24 protein-coding genes are annotated in these 22186 nt (G+C 59.7%); 22 read left to right on the forward strand and 2 right to left on the reverse strand.

The window, feature by feature from the left end; translation table 11 throughout:
* Positions 1 to 71 precede the first annotated feature (71 nt).
* Positions 72 to 1376 carry a M23 family metallopeptidase gene (locus DSAT_RS13700; RefSeq protein WP_020888129.1) on the reverse strand — a complete coding sequence of 435 codons (1305 nt, stop codon included), beginning with the start codon at positions 1374 to 1376 and terminating at the stop codon, positions 72 to 74.
* 515 nt (positions 1377 to 1891) lie between these two features.
* Between DSAT_RS13700 and DSAT_RS13705 the strand changes: the two genes are divergently transcribed.
* The 4 genes from DSAT_RS13705 (at position 1892) to DSAT_RS13720 (ending at position 5474) form a co-directional block, all read left to right on the forward strand.
* The gene (locus DSAT_RS13705) at positions 1892 to 2848 is read left to right on the forward strand and encodes a hydrogenase small subunit (RefSeq protein WP_020888130.1); all 957 of its coding nucleotides are present in this window, start codon (positions 1892 to 1894) and stop codon (positions 2846 to 2848) included.
* Positions 2849 to 2908: 60 nt separating this feature from the next.
* On the forward strand, positions 2909 to 4612 hold the full coding sequence (locus tag DSAT_RS13710; RefSeq protein WP_020888131.1) for a nickel-dependent hydrogenase large subunit: 1704 nt from the start codon (positions 2909 to 2911) through the stop codon (positions 4610 to 4612).
* A 92-nt stretch (positions 4613 to 4704) separates the two neighbouring features.
* Positions 4705 to 5199: a HyaD/HybD family hydrogenase maturation endopeptidase gene (locus DSAT_RS13715; RefSeq protein ID WP_020888132.1), complete on the forward strand. Its 495-nt coding sequence runs from the start codon at positions 4705 to 4707 to the stop codon at positions 5197 to 5199.
* Positions 5200 to 5216: 17 nt separating this feature from the next.
* A complete protein-coding gene (locus tag DSAT_RS13720; RefSeq protein ID WP_020888133.1) occupies positions 5217 to 5474 on the forward strand; it encodes a HypC/HybG/HupF family hydrogenase formation chaperone in 258 nt (85 codons plus the stop codon).
* Here DSAT_RS13720 and DSAT_RS13725 read toward each other — a convergent pair.
* On the reverse strand, positions 5471 to 5923 hold the full coding sequence (locus DSAT_RS13725) for a CBS domain-containing protein (protein ID WP_020888134.1): 453 nt from the start codon (positions 5921 to 5923) through the stop codon (positions 5471 to 5473). The genes DSAT_RS13720 and DSAT_RS13725 overlap by 4 nt on opposite strands.
* A 219-nt stretch (positions 5924 to 6142) precedes the next feature.
* Between DSAT_RS13725 and DSAT_RS13730 the strand changes: the two genes are divergently transcribed.
* The 18 genes from DSAT_RS13730 (at position 6143) to rsmA (ending at position 21959) form a co-directional block, all read left to right on the forward strand.
* Positions 6143 to 6793, forward strand: a complete 651-nt coding sequence (locus DSAT_RS13730) for a protein-L-isoaspartate(D-aspartate) O-methyltransferase (protein WP_020888135.1) — start codon at positions 6143 to 6145, stop codon at positions 6791 to 6793.
* A 97-nt stretch (positions 6794 to 6890) separates the two neighbouring features.
* Positions 6891 to 7778 (forward strand): DUF368 domain-containing protein, encoded by an 888-nt coding sequence (locus DSAT_RS13735; RefSeq protein ID WP_020888136.1) that lies wholly within the window; start codon positions 6891 to 6893, stop codon positions 7776 to 7778.
* A gap of 75 nt (positions 7779 to 7853) precedes the next feature.
* Positions 7854 to 8744, forward strand: coding sequence for an Mrp/NBP35 family ATP-binding protein (locus tag DSAT_RS13740; protein ID WP_020888137.1), 891 nt, complete (start codon positions 7854 to 7856; stop codon positions 8742 to 8744).
* 21 nt (positions 8745 to 8765) lie between these two features.
* A complete protein-coding gene (gene pgsA, locus DSAT_RS13745; protein ID WP_020888138.1) occupies positions 8766 to 9311 on the forward strand; it encodes a CDP-diacylglycerol--glycerol-3-phosphate 3-phosphatidyltransferase in 546 nt (181 codons plus the stop codon).
* Positions 9312 to 9365: 54 nt separating this feature from the next.
* A complete protein-coding gene (locus tag DSAT_RS13750; protein WP_020888139.1) occupies positions 9366 to 9632 on the forward strand; it encodes a hypothetical protein in 267 nt (88 codons plus the stop codon).
* A 13-nt stretch (positions 9633 to 9645) separates the two neighbouring features.
* Entirely contained in the window at positions 9646 to 9942 is a 297-nt protein-coding gene (locus tag DSAT_RS13755) for an FtsB family cell division protein (RefSeq protein WP_020888140.1), read from the forward strand.
* 22 nt (positions 9943 to 9964) lie between these two features.
* The gene (locus DSAT_RS13760; protein WP_020888141.1) at positions 9965 to 10849 is read left to right on the forward strand and encodes a tetratricopeptide repeat protein; all 885 of its coding nucleotides are present in this window, start codon (positions 9965 to 9967) and stop codon (positions 10847 to 10849) included.
* Complete coding sequence (locus DSAT_RS13765; RefSeq protein ID WP_235695970.1) at positions 10842 to 11714, forward strand: hypothetical protein; 873 nt, start codon at positions 10842 to 10844, stop codon at positions 11712 to 11714. Before DSAT_RS13760 ends, DSAT_RS13765 begins: the two co-directional genes overlap by 8 nt.
* Before the next feature lie 46 nt (positions 11715 to 11760).
* Positions 11761 to 12777 carry a class 1 fructose-bisphosphatase gene (gene fbp, locus DSAT_RS13770; RefSeq protein ID WP_020888143.1) on the forward strand — a complete coding sequence of 339 codons (1017 nt, stop codon included), beginning with the start codon at positions 11761 to 11763 and terminating at the stop codon, positions 12775 to 12777.
* Positions 12777 to 13865: a tRNA (adenosine(37)-N6)-threonylcarbamoyltransferase complex transferase subunit TsaD gene (tsaD, locus tag DSAT_RS13775; RefSeq protein WP_020888144.1), complete on the forward strand. Its 1089-nt coding sequence runs from the start codon at positions 12777 to 12779 to the stop codon at positions 13863 to 13865. Before fbp ends, tsaD begins: the two co-directional genes overlap by 1 nt.
* Before the next feature lie 171 nt (positions 13866 to 14036).
* Positions 14037 to 14357, forward strand: coding sequence for a thioredoxin (gene trxA / locus DSAT_RS13780; RefSeq protein ID WP_020888145.1), 321 nt, complete (start codon positions 14037 to 14039; stop codon positions 14355 to 14357).
* 4 nt (positions 14358 to 14361) lie between these two features.
* The gene (gene trxB, locus DSAT_RS13785) at positions 14362 to 15294 is read left to right on the forward strand and encodes a thioredoxin-disulfide reductase (RefSeq protein ID WP_020888146.1); all 933 of its coding nucleotides are present in this window, start codon (positions 14362 to 14364) and stop codon (positions 15292 to 15294) included.
* The gene (locus DSAT_RS13790) at positions 15284 to 16021 is read left to right on the forward strand and encodes an outer membrane protein assembly factor BamD (RefSeq protein WP_020888147.1); all 738 of its coding nucleotides are present in this window, start codon (positions 15284 to 15286) and stop codon (positions 16019 to 16021) included. Before trxB ends, DSAT_RS13790 begins: the two co-directional genes overlap by 11 nt.
* A gap of 154 nt (positions 16022 to 16175) precedes the next feature.
* The gene (locus tag DSAT_RS13795) at positions 16176 to 16949 is read left to right on the forward strand and encodes a hypothetical protein (protein ID WP_152490339.1); all 774 of its coding nucleotides are present in this window, start codon (positions 16176 to 16178) and stop codon (positions 16947 to 16949) included.
* The gene (gene fusA / locus DSAT_RS13800; RefSeq protein WP_020888149.1) at positions 16942 to 18981 is read left to right on the forward strand and encodes an elongation factor G; all 2040 of its coding nucleotides are present in this window, start codon (positions 16942 to 16944) and stop codon (positions 18979 to 18981) included. Before DSAT_RS13795 ends, fusA begins: the two co-directional genes overlap by 8 nt.
* Position 18982: 1 nt before the next feature.
* The gene (locus DSAT_RS13805) at positions 18983 to 19516 is read left to right on the forward strand and encodes a DUF2062 domain-containing protein (RefSeq protein WP_020888150.1); all 534 of its coding nucleotides are present in this window, start codon (positions 18983 to 18985) and stop codon (positions 19514 to 19516) included.
* Positions 19517 to 19636: 120 nt separating this feature from the next.
* Positions 19637 to 21139, forward strand: coding sequence for an alpha,alpha-trehalose-phosphate synthase (UDP-forming) (locus DSAT_RS13810; RefSeq protein ID WP_040371290.1), 1503 nt, complete (start codon positions 19637 to 19639; stop codon positions 21137 to 21139).
* Positions 21129 to 21959: a 16S rRNA (adenine(1518)-N(6)/adenine(1519)-N(6))-dimethyltransferase RsmA gene (gene rsmA / locus DSAT_RS13815; RefSeq protein ID WP_020888152.1), complete on the forward strand. Its 831-nt coding sequence runs from the start codon at positions 21129 to 21131 to the stop codon at positions 21957 to 21959. The genes DSAT_RS13810 and rsmA overlap by 11 nt, the downstream gene beginning before the upstream one ends.
* The last annotated feature ends 227 nt before the right edge of the window (positions 21960 to 22186 follow it).

Genomic DNA, 22186 nt, shown 5'->3' on the forward strand with positions numbered 1-22186 from the left:
ATCGAGGATATGGAAAAGGAAAGGGCCGCCCGTTGCCGGGCGGCCCTTTCGTATTCTGGTTGATATGGGAGCTACTGCCGCAGCTTGCTCGCGAAGTTGTTCTCGATCCATTGCGCGTCCCACCACTCGAAAGGCGTGACCGAAAGCCCGGAGACGAAGACCTCGAAGTGCAGGTGGTCGCCTCCGGCCATACCGGTCGCGCCGCTACGGCCGATGATCTGGCCGCGCTCGACTCGGTCGCCTTCGTGCACATCGATCTGGCTCAGGTGCGAGTAGAGGGTCATCAGACCCAGGCCATGGTCTATAACCACGGTTTTACCATAGATGCCGAAGAATTCCGCCAATACCACGACTCCAGTGTTGGCTGCGGGAATGGGGGCATTGGCCACGTCGGCGATGTCCACGCCCAGGTGGACTTGGTGGTCGATGGTCTCGCCGTTGTACAGGTAGGTGCGGTGGTCTGCGAAACCTGCCATGGGCTTGCCTTCGGCGCGAATGAAGACTTTATCCCACAATGGCGTCGCGGCGGATTTCTGTCCCAGATCACGCATCCGTTGCAGATTCTCCTCCCGTAATTGCCTGTTGACCTTGAGGAATAGTTCGAGTCTGCCTGGGGAAGCGGGAAACCGGTCCTCGAACTGATCCATCTTGCTGTCCAGAAATCGGTCGGAAATGGAGATCGTGTCGTGCCGAAACGTCCTGTCGTTGGCGTGGAAGGGGAGGGGGCGTTCGCGGATGTTTCCCGCCGGATCCTCAGCCAGAAGGACGGGGGAGAAGGCATTGCGCTCCATGAACCAGGGGAACGCGAACAAGGCGGCATGCCGACCGTCGGGCAGATGGTAGCCGGGAAAAAAGAGATCGCCGACTACCACGCCGCTTCGGACGACTTCCTCATCGATGGTGTAGACCGCGAGTCCGGCGCCGCCTCGATTCAGGTTGTGGAACTGGCTTTCCAGGTTGATGACCGGACGTCGCGTGTCGAGGGACATTTCCCAGGTCGTGGCAATGGTGTTTCCGGCTCCGAAGTTGTAGTTGGAAGCGTCCGTTGCGGTGACTTCAAGAGTAAATGGCCCGTCTTTTATGGCGGCGTCGCCGATTTTTGCAGCGATTTTTGCGGAAATTCCGCCGTCGAATGACTCTTCGAGGATGACGATGCGTTGATTGTCCTGCACGATGACGATTCTCGCACGGCGCAGACCTGAGCCGGAATCGTTGAGCGCCACGGTGATTTCCCGGTCTCTGTTGATCGCTTGCGAGTCAAGCTCCACGCTGATTTGCGGAGGGGTGGTGTCCCGGAAATAGGTAACACCGAGGACCGCCGCCGCGCAGATGATCGCGATGCCAAGGCCGATTGACAAAAGCCGTGAAAACTTCATGTGATGTCCATTCTCGTCGTTGAGGTCTTGGCCGCTGCTCGGCCTGAACAGGTTGCAGAATAAAGGTTTTTGTCGTGTTGTCAAACCCTGCTCCCATTCTGCCGCGATCCTAAGAAGTGGAACCGGGCAATTCGCATGGTGTTACGATTTGCATTTGTGTATGTCGTGATTGCATATTAATTTTGCTTGTGCATTGTGTCGCTTTTGCAGACTTCCTGCGCTGGAAAGCGGATGTTCAGCATTGGAAAAATGTTTTTCTGTTGACGAAATGGCTGGCGTTGGCGTACGGTCTGGTTACTTGTATCACATTGTAACAAGTTCCGCGTCGCCGTCATCTCGCGGTTTTGGACGGGAGGCGCGGAAAAAACGTGGAATTCGGCAGGGCTTGAGGCTTTGGCCGAGTACTGCGTCGCCTGGGAGTTCTCCGGCCAGGGCTGCGGTTGGCGTCCGGCCGGTAATGTGTGGGTGTACAGGCAAAGGCTTTAGAGTGGTTTTTTGACCCTGGAGGTGTTCGAATGAAAATTCACGTGGGACACGGAGACACAAACGCCGAGGAGCGGCTGAACAAGAACGGCGTCTCCCGCCGTGACTTCATGAAGTTCTGCGCCACAGTCTCGGCAGTCCTCGGCCTTGGCGCGTCCGGCGCGTCCGAAGTGGCAGCCGCCCTGACCCAGAAACGTCGTCCCAGCGTCGTGTACCTGCATTTCGCGGAGTGCACGGGCTGTTCGGAATCGGTGCTGCGGGCCGTCGAGCCGATCATGATCGACGATCTCATCCTCGACACCATTTCCCTTGACTATCATGAAACTCTGATGGCCGCCGCCGGCGAAGCCGCCGAGGAAGCCCTTCACAAGGCCGTGCACGATCCGGCCGGTTTCGTGTGCGTCGTCGAGGGCGGAATTCCCACAGCTCAGAACGGCATCCATGGCATGGTCGGCGGACACACCATGCTGTCCATGGCCAAAGACATCATCCCCAAGGCTCAGGCCACCATCGCCATCGGCAACTGCGCCAACTTCGGCGGCATCCAGGCCGCGCGGCCCAACCCCACCCAGGCCATGGGCGTCAACGAGTGCCTGAAAGACCTCGGTGTGAGCGCCATCAACATCGCGGGCTGCCCGCCCCCGCCGCACAACTTCGTCGGCGCGGTGGTGCTCTACCTGCAAGGCAAGAAGATCGATCTGGACGAGTACAACCGTCCCCTGGCCTTCTACGGCGAGACCGTGCACGACAAGTGCGAGCGGCTGAAGTACTTCGACGAGGGCAAGTTCGCCCCATCCTTCGATTCCGAAGAGGCGCGCAAGGGCTACTGCCTCTACGAAGTCGGCTGCCGCGGTCCCTACACCTACAACAACTGTCCCACGGTCAAGTTCAACCAGACGAGTTGGCCGGTCGAGGCCGGGCACCCCTGCATCGGTTGCAGCGAGCCCAACTTCTGGGACACCATGACGCCGTTCTACGAGCCCATGTAGGTTTTGGTGACAGGCGCGAAAGCACGTTAATCAGCCGTTTTCCCCAAGGGAGGAAATACAATGTCCGGATGTAAAGCTCAGACGGCCCCGGGAGTGATGGCCACTCCCTTCGCCAAGAATTTCAGCGGCCCGGTCGTGGTTGACCCGGTCACCCGCATCGAAGGCCATTACCGCGTCGAAGTCGAAGTCGAGAAAGGATACGTCAAGAACGTCTGGACCTCGGCCCAGCTTTTCCGCGGCCTTGAGATCATCCTCAAGGGCCGTGATCCCCGCGATGCGCATCACTTCACCCAGCGCTCCTGCGGCGTGTGCACGAACGTGCACGCCGTCGCCTCCGTGCGCTGCGTGGACGACGCCGTCAAGGTAACCATTCCCGAGAATGCCACCGTGCTGCGCAACCTCGTGCTCGCGCAGCAATTCCTGCATGACCACATCGTGCATTTCTATCACCTGCACGCCCTCGACTGGGTGGATGTGACCTCCGCGCTCGGCGCCGATCCGGTCAAGGCTGCGAAGATCGCCAACGACATCTCGCCCCGCAAGACCACGGCCGCCGATCTCAAGGCCGTGCAGGACAAGCTGAAGGCCTTCGTGGCCTCCGGTCAGCTCGGCATTTTCACCAACGCCTACTTCCTGGGCGGGCACGATGCCTACTACCTGCCGCCTGAGGTCAACCTCATCGCCACGGCCCACTACCTGGAGGCCCTACGCCTGCAGATCAAGGCCGCGCGCGCCATGGCCGTCTTCGGCGGCAAGAACCCCCACACCCAGTTCATGGTCGTGGGCGGCGTGACCTGTTACGACGCGCTGCGTCCCGAGCGCATCGAGGAGTTCCGGCAGCTCTTCCGTGAGACCAAGAAGTTCATCGAGGAAGTCTACATTCCCGATCTGCTCGCCGTGGCCAGCTACTACAAGGACTGGGCCAGCATCGGCGGCACCACGAACTTCCTGTCCTGCGGCGAGTTCCCCACCGACGAGTACGATCTCAACTCCCGTTTCCTGCCCCCGGGCGTGATCATGAATCGCGACCTGGCCAACCCGCTGCCCTTCGACCAGCAGAAGATCGTGGAGCACGTGGCCCACTCCTGGTACAAGGGCACCGACGCCCTGCATCCCTGGCAGGGAGTCACCGAGCCCCAGTACACCAGCCTGGACGACAAGGACCGTTACTCCTGGTTCAAGGCTCCCCGTTACGACGGCAAGGCCGTGGAAGTCGGGCCCCTGGCCCAGGTCCTGGTGGCTTACTCCAAGGGACATCCGCAGTTCAAGGCTGCCGTCGATCTGGTCTTGGGCAAGCTGGGCGTGGGCCCCGCCGCCCTGTTCTCCACTCTGGGCCGTACCGCCGCGCGCGGCATCCAGACTCTGGTCATCGCCCAGAAGATGGAGACCTGGATCGATCAGCTCGCCGCCAACGTGGCTGCCGGCAAGACCGACATCTACAAGGACTGGCAGATGCCTGACGAAGCCTACGGCGTGGGCTGGGCGGACGTGCCGCGCGGCGCGCTCTCGCACTGGATTCACATCAAGGGCGGCAAGATCGAGAACTTCCAACTCGTGGTGCCCTCCACCTGGAACCTCGGTCCGCGGTGCGCCAACAACCAGCTCTCGGCCGTGGAAGAGGCCCTGATGGGCACCCCCATCGCTGATCCCAAGCGTCCGGTGGAAATCCTGCGTACCGTGCACTCCTATGATCCCTGCATCGCTTGTGGCGTGCACGTCATCGACTCCAAGACCAACGAGGTCCACAAGTTCCGCATCCTCTAAGGGATCGGGAATCGAACCGCATCATGGGGAACCTGGCCCGCCGGGCCGGGTTCCCTTTTTTACCCCCGCCGGGGAGTGTCGAGGGAGGGTGCATGACGCAGGAGTCCAAACGTATTTTGGTTATGGGCGTTGGCAACATCCTGTGGACGGACGAGGGCCTTGGCGTCCGTATCGTGGAATGGCTCGAACGCAACTACGATTTTTCGGACAACGTCAGTCTCTATGACGGTGGCACGCTCGGCATGCGCCTCATGGACCCCATCATGAATTCGGATTTACTGATCGTCGTGGACGCGGTGCTCGGCGACGGCGAGCCGGGAGACGTCTATCGCCTGACCGGCGAGGACCTCAGAAAGAGTCTTGCCTTCAAGAATTCCATGCATCAAACTGACTTGGTGGACACGCTGATCTACTGCGATATCGCCGGGCACAGGCCCGAGGCCGTGGTTATCGGCGTGGAACCCTACGATTTCCAGACCATGGCCGTTGAGGTGAGCGAGTGCATCGCAGCGAAGATGCCCGAGATTGCGTCCCGCGTGCTCGATGAGATCAAGACCGCCGGGGGCGAGTTCTCCCCGCGCGCCTGAACGGTAAGGAGAAGATCATGTGCCTGGCGATTCCCGTCCGCATCGAATCCATTGAGAACGGCGTGGCCGACTGCCGCGTCGGGGAAGGCGACACCTTCATCAAGGCGTCCCTCATGCTCACCGAAGGCGAGGCCAAAGTGGGCGACTACTTGATCGTCCACGCTGGGTTTGCCCTGCGTATTCTCGATCCGAAAGAAGCCGAGGAGAGTCTGCAGATCCTCCGTGAAATGGCTCGATCGGTCGAAGGTCAAGAGCATCTGGCCGACAAGTTCTAGCCGGTCCGCTCCGCGCGGCCGCGCATGCGTTCGAGTTCATCCATGAGACCGATGGCCAGTTTCAGGAAATCCGCCTCGGTCAGAATGCCTACGACCTTGTCGTCTTCGAGCACGGGCAGGCATCCGAACTTGTTATCCAACATTATTTGCGCGGCCTGACGGACCCCGACGCCCGGCGAGGCGACCGCGACGTCTCGGCGCATGACCTCCGAAACCACGATTCCGGCGTCGATTTCCGCCTGTGCGGCGTCATCGATGCCCGCGAGCTTGGAAATGGTGAAGGCTAGGAGGTCGCGATGCGTCAGGAGGCCGAGAAAGACGCCGTCTCGATCGACAATGGGCAGATGCCGTATGCGCATGCGCTCCATGCGCTCCCGCGCTGCTCCCAGGGTTTCGTTCTCGCGCAGGGTGACGGGCCTTGGGGTCATGAGATCGGCGACGTGCATCATGGCGGCCTCCATGGGAACCGGGGTTTATTCTATTTCAGATTGGACGAATGCCGGGGCACTGTCAACAACGGGGCTTGGTACATGGATCGGTCGCCCGGCCATGTCGAAATGCTGTCTCCCGGCGCGACGCATTGACTTGATCGCGCAAACCATGCATTCCATCGTGCGCGGGGCGCGGTGCCCCTGCCTGTCATTCATGCGTAGCCACGGAATTCCCGGATGAACATGGACCCTGTCCGCAAACGCGAACGCATGGTTCGCGAGCAGATCGAAGCGAACGGCATCCGCGATCCAGAAGTGCTGCGCGCCATGCGCGCTGTCCCGCGCCACCTTTTCGTGCAGGAGGCTCTTGCGGCCCAGGCGTACGACGACCGTCCACAACCCATCGGCCATGGCCAGACCATCTCCCAGCCCTACATCGTGGCCTTGATGACCGAGATTTTGGAGATCAAGCCGGGCATGAAGGTCTTGGAGATCGGGACTGGTTCGGGCTATCAGGCCGCCGTGCTGGCCGAGATGGGGGCTGACGTTTTCACCGTCGAGCGTGTCCGGGAATTGCACTTCGAGGCCAGGGAGCGGCTTGCGCGGCTCAAGTACTATTTTGTTAAGCTGAAGCTCGACGACGGTACCCTCGGCTGGCCCGAGGAGGCTCCATTCGATCGCATCATCGTCACTGCTGGAGGGCCCAAAGTGCCCGAACCGCTCGTCGAGCAACTCGCCGACGACGGCATCCTCGTCATTCCCGTTGGACCGAGCAAAAGGGCGCAGACGCTCAAGGTCGTCCGCAAGGAGCGTGGACTTGTTCGCACGGAGGACCGCACGCCGGTCATCTTCGTCGATCTCGTCGGCCGTCATGGATGGGACGGGTAGGGTGGGGGAACAGGCTCAAGGCTCTCGGTGCGGCTTGGGGTCGAGCGGAAACTCGTCGTGGCGTGAGGCGGGTCTTGTTTCCCTCAAAGGGTTCTGTATGGGAGTTGCGGATGTCATCCCGGGGGTTTCGGGAGGCACCATAGCATTCATCACCGGGATATACGATCAACTCGTCGAGTCCATTCGATCGTTTGATGTCGCATTCCTGCGGCTTCTGATGCGGGGACAATTCGTTGCGGCCTTCGAGCACGTCCATTTTCGCTTCCTGGCTCCTCTTCTGTTCGGCATCGCGGTGGCGATCGTTTCCATGGCTAGGATCATGCATCATGTAATGGACCATTATCCGGTTCAGACCTGGGCCTTGTTTTTCGGCCTCATTGCGGCCTCAATCCTGGTCGTTGGTCGGCAGATCAAGCCGTTTCGTCCGACGAACGTGGCTTTGGTCCTGTGCGGAACCCTTGCCGCCTACTGGATCGTGGGCCTCATTCCTGTGGAAACCCCCGACGAGTCATGGTTCATCTTCGTGTGCGGCGCGCTGGCCATCTGCGCCATGATCCTGCCCGGCATCTCGGGCGCGTTCATACTGCTCGTGCTCGGTAAATACCATTTCATCACGGCAGCCGTGAAGAATCCCTTCGTCCACGAAAGCATCGGGATCATCGCCGTCTTCGGGGCGGGCTGCGTCGTGGGAATAATGGGGTTCTCCCGTCTCCTTCACTGGCTTCTCCTGCATCGCCGGGCAGCCACGATAAGCATTCTTACGGGTTTCATGCTCGGCGCCATGCGTAAAATATGGCCCTGGAAGGAAGTGCTGGAGACGCGGGTGATGGGAGTCAGGGAATTTGTCATTCGCGAGGCCAATGTTCTGCCCCGGGCGGTCGACGTAGAGTTTTGGACAGCCCTGGCCCTGATGTGCGCGGGATTTCTGGGGGTCATGCTCCTTGAACGCGCCTGCATGAAGCCGGAATCCGTGCTGGAGTCATGAGCGTGCTTGCCCTCGGGGCTGCTTGGAGCTATTGCATAGCGTACAAAATAGACACTTGAAAGGATCTTTATCCCAATGACATCGCAATCGTGTTCCTCGTGCAGCGGAGGCAAGGGCGGCAGCGCCGCTCAGGCCATGCAGGACGAACTCATCAAAAGCACCTTGGCGCGCATCCGCTACAAACTTTTCGTCATGAGCGGCAAGGGCGGTGTGGGCAAGAGTTCCGTGGCGGTAAACATCGCTGCGGCTCTTTCGACCATGGGCTATCGCGTGGGGATCTTGGACGTGGACATTCACGGTCCCTCTGTTCCAGGTCTGCTGGGCATCAAGGGGCAGCTCGACGTTGACAGAGGGCGTATCATCCGCCCCAAGCAGTATGCGGAGAACCTCTCCGTGGTCTCCATGGAGTCTCTCCTCAAGGACCCTGATCAGGCCGTTCTCTGGCGTGGTCCCATGAAGACTTCAGCCATACGGCAGTTTGTGGCCGACGTGTCCTGGGGCGACCTCGATTTTCTGGTCATCGACTCGCCTCCTGGAACCGGCGACGAACACATGACCGTTCTGAAGACGATTCCGGACGCCCTGTGCGTCATCGTCACCACGCCGCAGGAAGTTTCCCTGGCCGACGTGCGCAAGGCGGTCAATTTTCTTCAGTACGCCAAGGCCGGGATACTCGGCGTTGTGGAGAACATGAGCGGACTCATCTGTCCGCATTGCCGGGAAGAGATCGAGTTGTTCAAAAAGGGAGGCGGCCGCGAACTGGCAGAGCGCTACGGGCTACCTTTCCTTGGGGCCATTCCCCTCGATCCGGCCACGGTCGTGGCCAGCGATCTCGGCAAGCCGGTGGTGATGCTGTCCGAGGAGACTCCGGTCAAGGCTGCGCTCATGCAGTTGGCCAGGACGATCGTTGCGGAGACGGAGAAAAGTCTGGAGGCGGCGGCCGCGCAAGGTCCCGTTCTTGAATAGTCAACATTGCGGAATTATTAAATGTTCAATCTCGCAAACAAGCTGACGCTCCTGCGGATTGCAGCCGTGCCGTTGATCGTGGTTTTGCTGTCCTTCCCGAATCGGGTGACCTGTTGGATCGCGCTCATCCTCTTCGTCGCAGCCGCAGTGACCGACCTCTTCGACGGCATGGTTGCCAGGCGGATGGCTCTGGTCTCCAACTTCGGCAAGTTTCTCGACCCTCTTGCCGACAAGTTGCTCATTTGTTCCGTTCTGATCATGCTTGTGGCTCTCGGTTGGGCTCCGGCCTGGGTCGCGGTGTTGATCATCGCCCGGGAGCTTGCCGTGACCGGGCTTCGGGCTATGGCTGCGGACAAGGGGCTGGTCATCGCGGCCGACCGATATGGAAAGCTGAAAACCATCGTCCAGATCGTCGCCTTGTGCCCACTCATCCTTCACTACCCGCTCGGCGTGTTCGATCCGAAGCCGATTGGAGAGTTGTTGCTTTACATCGCTCTTGCATTGACGGTATATTCCGGGTGGAATTACATGCATTCATTCTACGCGGTTTGGGCACGAAGCGAGTGAGGGGCGGGGCTGCGACGCATTGCGCGCGTTCTGTGCCAGGGGATGGTAAGGGGAATGTCGCTGCATCTGATGTTTCGCATCACGAACTGCTTGCAGACCATACTCGAGCTTGAGCCGCAATTGGAACGGCTGGAGTTGGGCAAGGATCTTTTGAAGGAGTTCGAGCAGTTGAAGTCCTTTTTGTCGAAAGTGAATCATATCGACCTGCACGAGGACGACGTCGCGCGCATCGAGTCCGCCACGGCGAGTTTTCTCGACGAATTGCGAGGCCCCCTGACTGCGATCGATCGCACAGGAAGCCAGGCGCGTTTTCTGCAATGAGGGACCCTCGTCGATGATCCTGCGCCGGGCTTTTCTGATCGGGCTGCTCACCGCGAACTTCGCGTTGATGTATCTGCTGTTTTTGGGCGACCAGGGAGTCTCGGCATACCGGGAGACCAAGGCTAGACACGACGATCTCGTGGCCAGAATCGGTGAGATGAACCACAGGGGCATCGAACTGTCGCAGGACATCCGGCTCTTGAAGACCGACCGAGAACACATGGAGAGGGCCGTGCGCGCCCAGACGAACTACGTCCGCGGCAACGAGATCCTCTATCTCTTCTCCACGCAGCGCCGCGATAACCCGTAGACCTTGGCTGGAGCCGCAGGCGATGAAAAATAAGATCGAACTCTTCCAGGAACTCTTCTCTTCCGATCCAACCTCCAAGGTCTTTTATCCGCTCGCCAAGCTCTACGCCGAGTCGGGCATGATTCTACAGGCCGCGGAAACTCTGCGCCAAGGCCTGTCGCGACATCCCGATCACATGGAAGCCCGACTGCTCCTGATTGAGATCCTCCATCAACTCGAACGCGACGATGCGGCCGCCGAGGAAGTCGAAATACTTGCCGGGACGCTTTCGCGCTATCCCGCGTTCTGGGGCATATGGGCGGGCATGGCCGGGCAGCGTTCGCCCGATGCTGCCGTGGCCTTGAACTTCCTCTCGACGCATCTCGCCGGAGAGGAGATCACCTGGGCCAAGGTGCTACACAAGGGCTTTGAAGCCCTTTCTGGCAGATTGGGCTACGATGATGATCTTGATATCGAGGCGCCCGCCCAGGCTTCCGCCCGTCCAGAATCCGCTTTCCACAGGAGCCACGCCCCAGAGTTCACCTTCGAGGCGGAGGTGTCCGCAGGCGTCCAAACGCGGAGCATGACCAAGCCCATCGCGGTAGACGTGCCGGACGAAGGTCGCGGGCCCTCACTGCGCACCCGGACCATGGCCGAACTGCTTATCTCCCAAGGGGATCATGCCGGAGCGCTCGAAATTCTGGCTGAGCTTGCGGAGCATGCTCCCGAGAAAGAGCGGATCGCGCTTTTGTCCCGCATGGAAGAAGTGCACGAACTGGAACGGCAGGCCGCCCTGAAGGGAGAGGCCGAATCGGGCCTGGACGAAGCCGACTTCATCTCCGGAGAGCCCATGCAACGGGCCAAAAACAAGCTCGTTCGCTCCCTCTCCCTGCTTGCTGAGCGCCTGGAGGCGCGGGCGAGTGTCTGACATTGGCAGCACGGAGCCTCTTTTGTCCGATGCACGGCCTCTCCGTCGGATTGTTTCAATCCTCGACTTCGGCTATAAGTGGAAATCGCCTCTACAACCTGTTACGTCCGAAAGCATGATCCGAAAACTCGCCCTGATTCTCCTGCTTGCAACCGTGGCCGTCATGGGGTGCGCCAAAGTCACCAAAACCTATCGCTGGGTTTTGGGCGGCATCAACCCTAATCCCGAAATCACCCTTGAGCCCGCGACGTTCTCCGAGGAAAGCGAGGAACGGTTGGCCATGCTTTTCACGCCGGTGGACAGGCAACTCCAGTCTCTTCAGCGGGAAGTGGATGCGCAGACCTCCTATCCCGAACGCGATTGGTTCGGCATGGTCTTCTCCCGGTATCCCTGGGTCGGTGGGGTCATGATCGTCGAGTCCACAGGGGAGATCATCGACAGGCAGCCGGAGTTCAGCCTCAAGCCGCTCGATTTCTCGCCGCTGCTCGAAGTAGGCGAAGCCTGGAACGATGGTCGCATGCGCGCCCACGTTCAAGCCACCGATCTCGGCGCGGAGGTTTTTTTGGCCAACTCCTACACCAGGGATCGTTCCTGGATCGGCTTGACGATTGTGCATTTCGATTTCAGAAGCCTGATGCGCTTTTGTCCTGCCCCCGAGGAACTCGTGGTGTTCTCTCCCGCCGCCGTCCTTTCGGCTCAAGGCCAGGAAGAGTATGCCGAGCGTCTTCTCAATGCGCCTTGGGAGAGGATACTGCAAGGCAACGTGCAGGGGCAGATCGAACTCGCCGAGCAAAAAGTCACGTTCACCTGGTTGGCGCGCGTTTTGGGTGGCGAATACATCATCTACGCAGTGCGCGACCGATAGTGAAGCTTTTTCGTCTCCGACCGCGTTACAGCCATTGGAGGATGTCATGCCCGAAGTCAACGTAACGGAACATCTGTTGCTCAATCAGAAGAAAATGCCCGTTGCCCGCGGGCAGTTCACACATCTTCTGAACCAGCTCATTCTGTCCTTCAAGATCATCTCCCGTGAAGTCACCAAAGCCGGACTCGTCGACGTGCTCGGCTTTACCGGCGAAGTCAATGTGCAGGGAGAAGAGGTCAAGAAACTCGACGAATACGCGAACAACGTGCTCATCCACCGCATGTCGCGCGCGGGCGTGATCTGCGCCATGTCATCCGAGGAGAACGAAGGCATCATCGATATCCCCGAGGGATTTCCCCGCGGCGACTACGTTTTGATCTTCGACCCTCTGGATGGTTCGTCCAACATCGAAGCGAACATCAACATCGGAACCATTTTTTCGGTGTATCGTCGTCTCTCCGCGTCCGACCAACCCACGAGCATCGAGGACGTCCTACAGCCCGGCGTTGAACAGGTGGCCGCCGGATACTGCCTGTACGGCTCCTCGACCATGATGGTCCTGACCACGGGAAGCGGTGTGCATGGTTTCACCCTCGACCCAAGCGTTGGCGAATTCCTGCTGTCGCATCCAGACATCAAGATCCCGGAGCGTGGCGGCATCTACAGTATCAACGAGGGCTACACCACCTACTGGGACGGGGCCACCAGGGAGGTCGTCGAGTTCTTCAAGGACCCGGAAGGCAATGGGAGCGGCGCGCCCTACAGTTCGCGCTACATCGGGTCTCTTGTGGCCGACTTCCATCGCACGCTTTTGTATGGCGGCATATTCCTTTACCCGGCCGATATGCGAGATCCCAAAAAGCCCAAGGGGAAACTACGCCTGATGTCTGAGGCGAACCCGCTTTCCTTCGTGGTGGAGCAGGCCTGGGGACTTGCGACCGACGGCGTGAACCGCATCCTGGACATCGCTCCCACCGATCTGCACCAGCGGGTACCGCTGGTCATCGGTTCGCCGTACGAAGTAGAGAAGGTCCGGGATATCTACCGCAAACACGGGTACTGATGCCGATTCTCGGAATCGAGACCTCCTGCGACGAAACCGGACTGGCAGTTGTGGAACGGGGGAGGGTGCTGGCCGAACGGCTGGCCTCTCAGGCAGACCTGCACTCCCTGTTCGGCGGCGTGGTGCCCGAACTGGCCTCGCGTGAGCATCAGCGCATCATTGCGCCGCTTTTCGGCGCGCTCTTGAACGACGCAGGGCTTTCAGTCCGGGATCTGAATGGCGTCGCGGTGGCGCGCGGGCCTGGCCTCATGGGCAGTCTGCTCGTCGGAATCGGGTTCGCCAAGGGTTTGTGCTGCGCCACTGGCCTGTCGCTCGTCGGCGTGAACCATCTGCACGCCCATCTTCTCGCCGCGGACATGGAGCAGCGTATCGAGTGGCCCGCGCTTGGCCTGCTCGTTTCGGGCGGCCACACCCACCTGTATCGCATGCGTTCGCCCACCTCCTTTGACCTCATTGGCCGGACGCTCGACGACGCGGCCGGCGAGGCGTTCGACAAGGCGGCCAAAATCTGCAACCTGCCCTATCCCGGTGGCAGCCATGTTGATGCCCTGTCCAGGGGGCATGCGCCCGATCCAAAGCTCTTCCCGAGGCCGTATACGGACAACGACAACCTCGATTTCAGCTTCAGCGGACTGAAGACTGCATTCGGCCAGTTGGTTGCCAAGCGCCCGCACCTGAGGCTCGCGCGACTCGCCCTGGACGACCGCGACATCGGAGCCCGGCTGCCTGGAGACGTGCGCGAGGAACTAGGCATGGTCCTCGCCTCGCTCAGCCTGGCAGTGGCCGAGACGCTGACGATCAAGACCGCGCGGGCGCTCGATACCTTTTCGGATGCGAAATGCCTGGTTCTCGCGGGCGGAGTGGCGGCAAACACCATGCTCCGTGAGAACATGGCCGCGCTGGCCGCGTCACGCGGCTTGGCGCTTGTTGCGCCGAGCCCTCGCCTGTGTACTGACAATGCGGCAATGATAGGGTATGCTGGAGAAATATTTCTGGCTTCGGGGTTACGCCACGATTTGTCACTCGATGCAGTGCCTCGAGGCAGGATCGTTCCCGAGGACTGGGTCGGCGGAAACTGCCCTGCGTGATTGATGGGCGGGCCTTCGGGGTGCCCGATTCCGGTTGACAAGGGGTATGCGGGCTTATAGTTTATGCTCATTGTTCCTTTCGATGCGCCAACCATGCGGGTGATGATCCCATTCACCGCGAAAGGAACGGACAACCGAACATCAAGGCCATAAGGCGAAAAGGAGTGTGTGATGGCTATTCAGGTGACCGACAGCAACTTCGAGGCCGAAGTGCTGCAGTGCGACCTCCCCGTGCTGGTGGACTTCTGGGCGCCTTGGTGCGGCCCTTGCCGGGCTCTTGGGCCGGTCATCGAGGAACTGGCCGGCGAATACACCGGACAGGTCAAGATCACCAAGATGAACGTTGACGAAAACCCCAACACCCCCAGCAAGTATGGTATCCGCGCCATCCCGACCCTGATCCTTTTCAAGGGCGGCGAGGTTCTGGATCAGGTCACCGGGGCTGTCTCCAAGTCCAGCATCAAGGAAATGATCAGCCAGAAAGCGCTGTAATGTTATGAAAACATTCGATGTCGTTGTGATCGGTGGCGGGCCGGCCGGATTGACGGCCGCACTGTATCTGCTGCGCTCCGAGGTCAGGCTGGCCTTCGTGGAGAAGCTCTCCCCCGGAGGCCAGATGCTCCTCACCGAACGCATCGACAACTATCCCGGTTTTCCTGAGGGGATAGTCGCTTATGAGCTTGCGGATCTCATGGCCGCCCAGGTTAAGGCCTGGGAGAACAGCCAGTTCGAGCGCTTCAACGACGAAGTCCGGGCCATCGAAACCGGGGATGAGATGCACAAGGTCCGAATCGGCGATGAATGGATCGTTGCAAAGGCCGTAGTCATCTGTACCGGAGCGCAGTATCGTCGTTTGGGACTTCCCGGCGAGCGCGAGCTTACAGGCCGGGGTGTCTCCTATTGCGCCCTGTGCGATGGAAACTTTTTCAGGGACAAGGTCGTGGCCGTCATCGGCGGCGGTAATTCGGCCCTGGAGGAGGCGCTGTACCTCACGCGTCTGGTCAAAAAGCTTTATCTCATCCATCGCCGGGACGATTTCAGGGGCGCCAAGTGCTACCAGGACAGGTGCTTCGTCCATCCCAAGATGGAGGTTCTGCGCAGCACCATCGTCACGCGAGTCATCGGCGAGTCCGAGGTGACGGGGATAACGGTCAAGGATGTCAAGTCCGGCAAGGAACGCGACATTGATGTCGATGGCGTGTTTGTCTTCGTCGGGTTCGAGCCCCAGGACTCCTTCCTTCCCGATAACCTCAAAACGGACGGCAGGGGCTTCGTGGTCACCGACACCGAAATGTGTACCAATGTTCCCGGCATTTTCGCAGCCGGAGACATCCGCTCCAAAAATTGCCGTCAGGTGGCCTCGGCCGTCGGCGACGGCGCCGTGGCGGCCAACAGCGCCGTCTCCTACCTTGAAAGCCATGCAAAATAGACATCTTCCTTGGGTGACCGCGTTCATTCTCGTGGTCACCCTTTTTTCGTCCGGCTGTGCGCTCATCGACCGTTACTTCATGGAACCGCCGGAAGACACGGCCCAGGAACTCTTCGAGGCCGGAAACGACGCCATGCAGGATAGAAAGTACGCCGACGCGGCCGAGTACTTTCAGAAGCTGAAGGACCGTTATCCGTTCAGTCCGTATACCTTGCAGGCCGAACTTTCCCTTGGAGACGCCTGGTTTCTGGCGGAACGTTATCCCGAAGCTGCCGCTGCGTACCGGGAGTTCGAGGCGTTGCATCCGCGCAACGACAACATCCCCTACGTGCTTTTTCAGATCGGAGTGAGCAGTTACAGCCAATTCGTATCCATCGACCGGCCTCAGACCACGATTAGCGAGGCCCTCGAGTATTTCTACAGGCTCAAGGAAGAATACCCGGACAGCCGGTACGCCCGAGAGTCTGACTACTACATCGCCAAATGTCGTCGTTTTCTGGCGGATCATGAATTGTACGTCGCCGATTTCTATTGGAAGAGAAGCCTTTGGGGAGCGGCCTGGAACCGGTATCAATTCGTTCTCGACAATTTCCAGGATCTGCCGGAGGTCATGGAGTACGCCGAGAAGATGGCGCAGCTTTCCTATTTCGAATACCAGAAAACCCGCTCCGAGGAAGAGCGCGCCAAGGAACACGGCAGTTGGCGCCAGTGGTTCGACTGGCTCTAGCGGGCCCTGCGCGAGCGAACGAGCGGGCGCATTGACCGTCGGGGGCCGCCTTTTTTGCATGGAAACATCCAGACCACTCTTCCCACTGCCCGCGAGGCGCAGGGTTCCGGACAGCGCATTTGCCCGTGCTTATGAGGCTGTCGATGACTCGTGCATGGCGGCGCTCAAAACCGCCATCGCTGGACTTTTCGCCATGTATCCACCGAGGCCGGGAGATGCGCAAAAGCCCCGCCGTCAGGAATGGTCTCTTGGCTGGCTGGATGCTTCTTTCAAGGAAACCCCACTCGATTTCGTCATTTTTCTTTTGCCGGATTCACCCATTTCGCCGTTGAAGCTTCTGGCGGCTCTCGTCCCGGCGCGCACCTCGGGCGTCCGACAGGTCATTGTCGTACGGCGCGAGGCAGCTAAATGGGAGGACGAGGTGCTCGTGGCGCTCGAACTGGCGGGGCAGGAAGCCGTCCATGTTTGCGACGACAGCATGGAGACCAGGATCGCCAAATCCCTTGGCGCTTCGAAAAGTTTGGGCGTCGTCGTGGACATGGCGGGGGATTGGGCCGGTTTTGCCCAAACGCCTGCTGTCCGGTGTGTGCGCCTTGCCCAGGCGGCTCCTCTCGGTGTTTTCTATGAGGGCCCCGAAGAGTTCGCTCTTCGCATGATTTCTCGGCTGCACCCCGATTCTGGGATTACGGTTTGGAATGCCCCGCGGAAAGTCAGAGGGATGCGGCATCGGTCGGGCGATTTCGAGACCTTTCTTACGCAGCCCTACGCTGCGGCTTTCGTTCCCTGCCATCTCAGGGAATGTGCCGCATCCCGTTTTCCGCTGACGCTCTGCCCTGGGGCCGAGACGTTTTGGTGGTGGCCTCGTCTGCTTCCCGCCGATTTTTCCGCATGCCGTCTTAGCCTGCTTTCGGGAGGGCGTGATGGCTAAGGCGAAGCGCGATCCAGCCGCCACGCTGCGCAACATCGGCATCATCGCCCATATCGACGCGGGCAAGACCACCCTCACGGAGAGGATCCTGTACTACACGGGCCGCATCCACCGGATGGGGGAGGTCCATGACGGGGCTGCGACAATGGACTTCATGCCCGAGGAACAGGAGCGCGGGATCACCATCTCCTCGGCCTGCACCCATTGCAAGTGGGGCGACACGCGCATCAACATCATCGACACGCCCGGACATGTGGATTTCACTATCGAAGTCGCGCGCAGCCTCAGGGTGCTCGATGGAGCCGTTGGCGTGTTCTGCGGCGTGGCGGGAGTGGAGCCGCAAAGCGAGATGGTGTGGCGGCAATCCTTGGCGCACCATGTCGCCAAACTCGCCTTCATCAACAAAATGGACCGTCCCGGAGCTGACTTCGAGGCGGTGCTCACGGCCATGCGGGAGCGTCTCGACGCGCGTCCGCTGCCCCTGACGATCCCGGACGGGCAGGGACAGGAATTCGCGGGCGTTTTCGATCTTTTGCGACGCGAACACCTTTCTTTTTCGGCCGAGGACCAGGGAACCACCGTCATTCGCCGTCCTCTCGAAGCCGACGAATCAGAAATGGTCGAAAGCGTCCGGGAGCGGACCCTTGAAACTCTGGCCGAGGAAGACGACGCCTTCATGGAGATGTATCTTTCTGGCGAAGAACCTCCCTTGCGGGCAATCAATGAGGCCATCCGCCGTGCCACCCTGGCCGAGCGTCTTACGCCCGTCCTGTGCGGTTCGGCGCTTCGCAACGTCGGCGTGCAGCCATTGCTCGATGCCGTGCGTGACTATCTACCAAGTCCCCTTGACGTGCCTCCGGCCCACGCGATGCGGCCTTCTGACCACAGTCGCATCGATCTCTCCTGCGATCCGGACGGTCCCCTGGCCTGCTTGGCCTTCAAAGTCAGTATGGAAACCGGCCGCAAGCACGTATTCTTACGCATTTATTCCGGAACGTTGAGCGAAGGGCAGGAAGTCTTCAATTCTACACAGGGGATGAATGAACGGGCCGCGAGGCTTTTTTGCATGCACGCCGGGCGCAAGGAAAAGATCGACACGGCCCAGGCGGGAGACATCGTCGCCGCGGCTGGGTTGCGCTTTGCGCACACCGGGGACACCTTGTGTCTTCGCGATAACCCACTCCTGCTCGATCGCATCGAGACCTACACCCCAGTCATATCGCTGGCCATCGAGCCAAGAAACGCCGATGAAGGAGACAAGCTTTCCGAGGCTCTGGGGCATTTCCTGATCGAAGACCCGACACTTTCCCTGGAACCGGACGCGGAGACCGGGCAGCTTATCCTTTCAGGTATGGGGGAACTGCATCTGGAAGTTGTCCTGGAACGCCTGCATCGGGAGTACAATCTCACTCCGCGTGCCGGAAAGCCCCAGGCAGTCTGCCAGGAGACTATCCGCAAACGAGCCGAGTTCGTGGCCGAGTTCGATCGCATGCTCGGCGACAAAGCCCACTACGGCAGTGTGCGCGTCTCAGTGGAACCGCGGGAACGCGGGGCGGGCAACGATGTGATTTTCGCTTTCGCCCACGACGGATGGCCCGAAGCCATGGTCAACGCCGTGGACGACGGGCTGCGGGACGGCTTGCAGGGCGGGGTTCTGGGCTGGCCCGTGAGCGATGTGCTGGTGCGGGTGCTGGAGATGCAGGGGCGTGAGCGAGGAGCCACGGACGTTGGCATGCGCATGGCTGCGGCCATGGCGCTCAAAGGAGCGCTCAGAGAGGCCACTGCCGTGCTCCTGGAACCGCTCATGGCCGTGGAGATATCCGTGCCGGGCGAATTTGTCGGAGAGGTCGTCTCCCTGTTCGGCCAAAAGGGCGCCAAGATCGACAACATGTTCGACCGTCCCGGCCTCAAAGTCGTGCGGGCGCTGGCTCCGCTGTCCCATCTGTTCGGCTTTTCCACGGATCTTCGCTCCGCCACCCAGGGCAGGGCGGGAATGACCATGCGTTTCGAGCGCTTCGACATCCTGAGCTGATATGAGCGAGAACGGCAACGGGCGCGGAGCCCGGGGATTCCTGACGCGGCTTGTCCGCCAGTCGCGACTGTATTGGCTTAAGGTATTGCGCATCAAGGCCGAGCCCGAAGTCGTGGCGCGCGGCATCGCCTGCGGTGTTTTTGCTGCCTGGCTGCCCGTGGTGCCTGGCGTACCATTTCAGATCCTGGTCGCTATTGTGTCGTCCTTCATCCTGCGTGGCAGCAAAGTCGCAGCGTTTCTGGCCACCTGGATATCCAATCCTCTCAACTGGGTGTTCTTTTACTTCGTGACCTACAAAGTGGGCGGTTTTTTCTCCCCCTTCGAGCACCTCAGCATCCGGATCGAATCGTTCGACATGGAAGCCATCAAGCAACTCGCCAACGTCGGTTGGAGGGGACTTGTGGTGATGATAATCGGCGGCACTATTATCGGTATCCCAAGCGGCGTGGTCGCTTATTTCATCTCCCTGCCGCTCATTCGGGGCTACCGCAAGCGCCGTGCCTTGCGCCAGATGCGCAAGACGACCTCGTTGTGAGCCATTGCAAACAAGGATCGTGGCGAAAATAAGTGCTCCACGCCTTGCATTGACTCTTTGGGGCGGCTACTTTCCCATGGTTGGCAGACCAGAAAAAGACAAACCAGCGGGGACGATAGCATGAAGGAACACAATGCCTTCTCCACCAGGCTGGTGGTCGTTTCGAATCGACTTCCAATTTCGCTCGCACAAGAGAAAGGAGCATGGACCGTAAAGCCCGGAGCCGGAGGTCTCGTGACTGCGCTTGCGCCCGTGCTCATGAACAGGGGAGGGCTTTGGATCGGCTGGGCGGGAGCAGCGGCCGGAGCCGACCTCAAGGGGCTCTTGACCGCCTTCTCCAAGGACGCGGGCTACGATCTGCACCCGGTCTTTCTCAGTGAGGAGGAGATCAAGGGGTATTATTTCGGTTTTTCCAACGAGATCATATGGCCCCTCTTTCACGATTTTCAGTCCCGGTGCAACTTCATGCCCCAATACTGGAACGCGTACCTGAATGTGAACCTTAAGTTCGCCGAGGTCACGGCACGCCACAGTCGCGATTCCGACTACATCTGGGTGCATGACTATCACTTGATGCATCTCGCCTTTATGCTGCGCAACATGGGGCTGGAGCGAAACTGCGGCTTTTTTCTGCACATTCCCTTCCCACCTCCCGACATTTTTCTCAAGCTCCCTTGGCGCGACAAGATTATACGCGCGCTCCTCGAATTCGATCTCGTCGGATTTCAGACCATGCGCGATCGCCGCAACTTCGTGGAGTGCACCGAGGCTCTTGTCCCGGAGGCAAAATTGAGTGGGCGGGGAAACATCGTGGCTATTTCGCTCAAAAGGCGTTCCATTAGGGCCGGATGTTTCCCCATAAGCATCGACTTCAACTCCTTTGCGGCCCTTGCGTCGTCCCCGGAGGTGGTCAAGGCCGCCGAGGAAATTCAGGAGGCCCTGCGGTACCGCAAGATCATTCTTGGCGTGGACCGTATGGACTATTCCAAGGGCATTCCTCAACGCCTTCAGGCGATCCGGCAATTATTCGTCAAATATCCTGACTTGCAGGAAAAGGTTACATTCGTTCAGATCGCCGTACCAAGCCGCGAGGAGATTCCCGAATATTTCGCATTGAAAAACGAGATCGAACAACTCGTTGGAGAAATCAACGGGCAATTCACCCGGCCCGGCTGGATTCCCATACACTACCAATACCGGAATTTGCCGCGTCGGGAGCTTATTGCCTACTACCGCGCCGCGGACATGGCGCTCGTCACCCCGCTCAGGGACGGGATGAATCTGGTCGCCAAGGAATATTGCGCGGCGAACGTTACGGAAAGCGGCGTGCTCTTTCTTTCCGAATTCGCCGGAGCGGCCGCCCAACTTCAGAAGGTGGGGGCGATTCTCGTCAATCCCTACGATACGGAAGGGACGGCCAAGGCGATTCACCGGGCCTTCTACATGGATACGCGAGAGCGGCACTCTCGCATGGTCAAATTGAGAGACTCCGTGCGCAGAAACAACATCTATTGGTGGGTCGATTCCTTCCTTCAGGCGGCGTTCTCCCGTCATCTCGATGACTTTCCCCAGGAAACCGTGGATTTCCGCGCCTCCGTGGCCTTCGATCCGAATGGCAAGTGAGAAGGGCGGTCCCCTTGCCGTGAGGGCCAAACGAAGCCTGGGGCAGAATTTTCTGGTGGACAGGAACATCGCCCGCCGTATCGTGGCGGCCTTGGGTGCTCCGAACGAGGGGCCTGTGCTTGAAATCGGCCCTGGCCAAGGGGCCTTGACTTCCATCTTGGCTGAGACTGCAAGCAGGCCCATTCTGGCCCTTGAAAAGGACCGGGAACTTGCTCGGCTCGTCAAGGAGCGGTACCCCCAGGCGGGGGTCGTCATTGGCGACGGGCTGTCATTCGCCTGGGAAGGCCTTGCGGGACTTCCCGGAATCAGGCTGATTGGAAACCTCCCTTACAACGTCGCCTCGCCCATGCTGTGGGAAATCGTGCACCGTGCCTCGGGCTGGAACAAAGCAGTGTTCATGGTTCAGTACGAAGTGGGACGTCGGATCGTGGCTGTGCCCGGAAATGGCGAATACGGTGCCTTGTCGGTCTGGCTCCAGGCGTTTTCCACCCCCCGCTTGCTGTTCAAAGTTCCACCGCAGGTTTTTCGGCCGATTCCAAAGATCGACTCGGCGGTGCTGTCTTTTGTACCACGACCTCCTGGCGAACGCCCGCGTCATCCCGAGACCTTGTCCCGCATTCTTGCGACGTGTTTCCAGAAAAGGCGTAAGCAATTGAAATCAATTCTGAAGATGTGGATGACAGAGAGTTTGCCGGAAGAGATGAGTGCTCGCGGAATTCCTGTCACGGCTCGGCCAGAGGATCTGTCCGTAAGCGAATTCATCTGGCTCGGCGAGCGGATTTTCGGGTCCTCCCCGCTTGACTTGATTCCCAAAATCTAGTCTAGGTGCAACGGATGGCTCGGGAAGCCGCATGAAAGTTCGCTTTTCCAGCCGTAACGCTCTGGACACGGATTGTGCTTTTCGCTAACGTGCCCAAGCAGCAGCCAGGAACCACGGGGTTTCCTGGGCGATGAACGCGGGGGGGCGTTGATCCGGAAGGCTCGTCGCCACGTTGGCGAACAGCCGAAAATTTTTTGTCCCAGTGGGACGCGGGTGTGTGTTTTTCA

Origin of the sequence: Alkalidesulfovibrio alkalitolerans DSM 16529, from assembly GCF_000422245.1 — a bacterium.
GTDB lineage: Bacteria > Desulfobacterota > Desulfovibrionia > Desulfovibrionales > Desulfovibrionaceae > Alkalidesulfovibrio > Alkalidesulfovibrio alkalitolerans.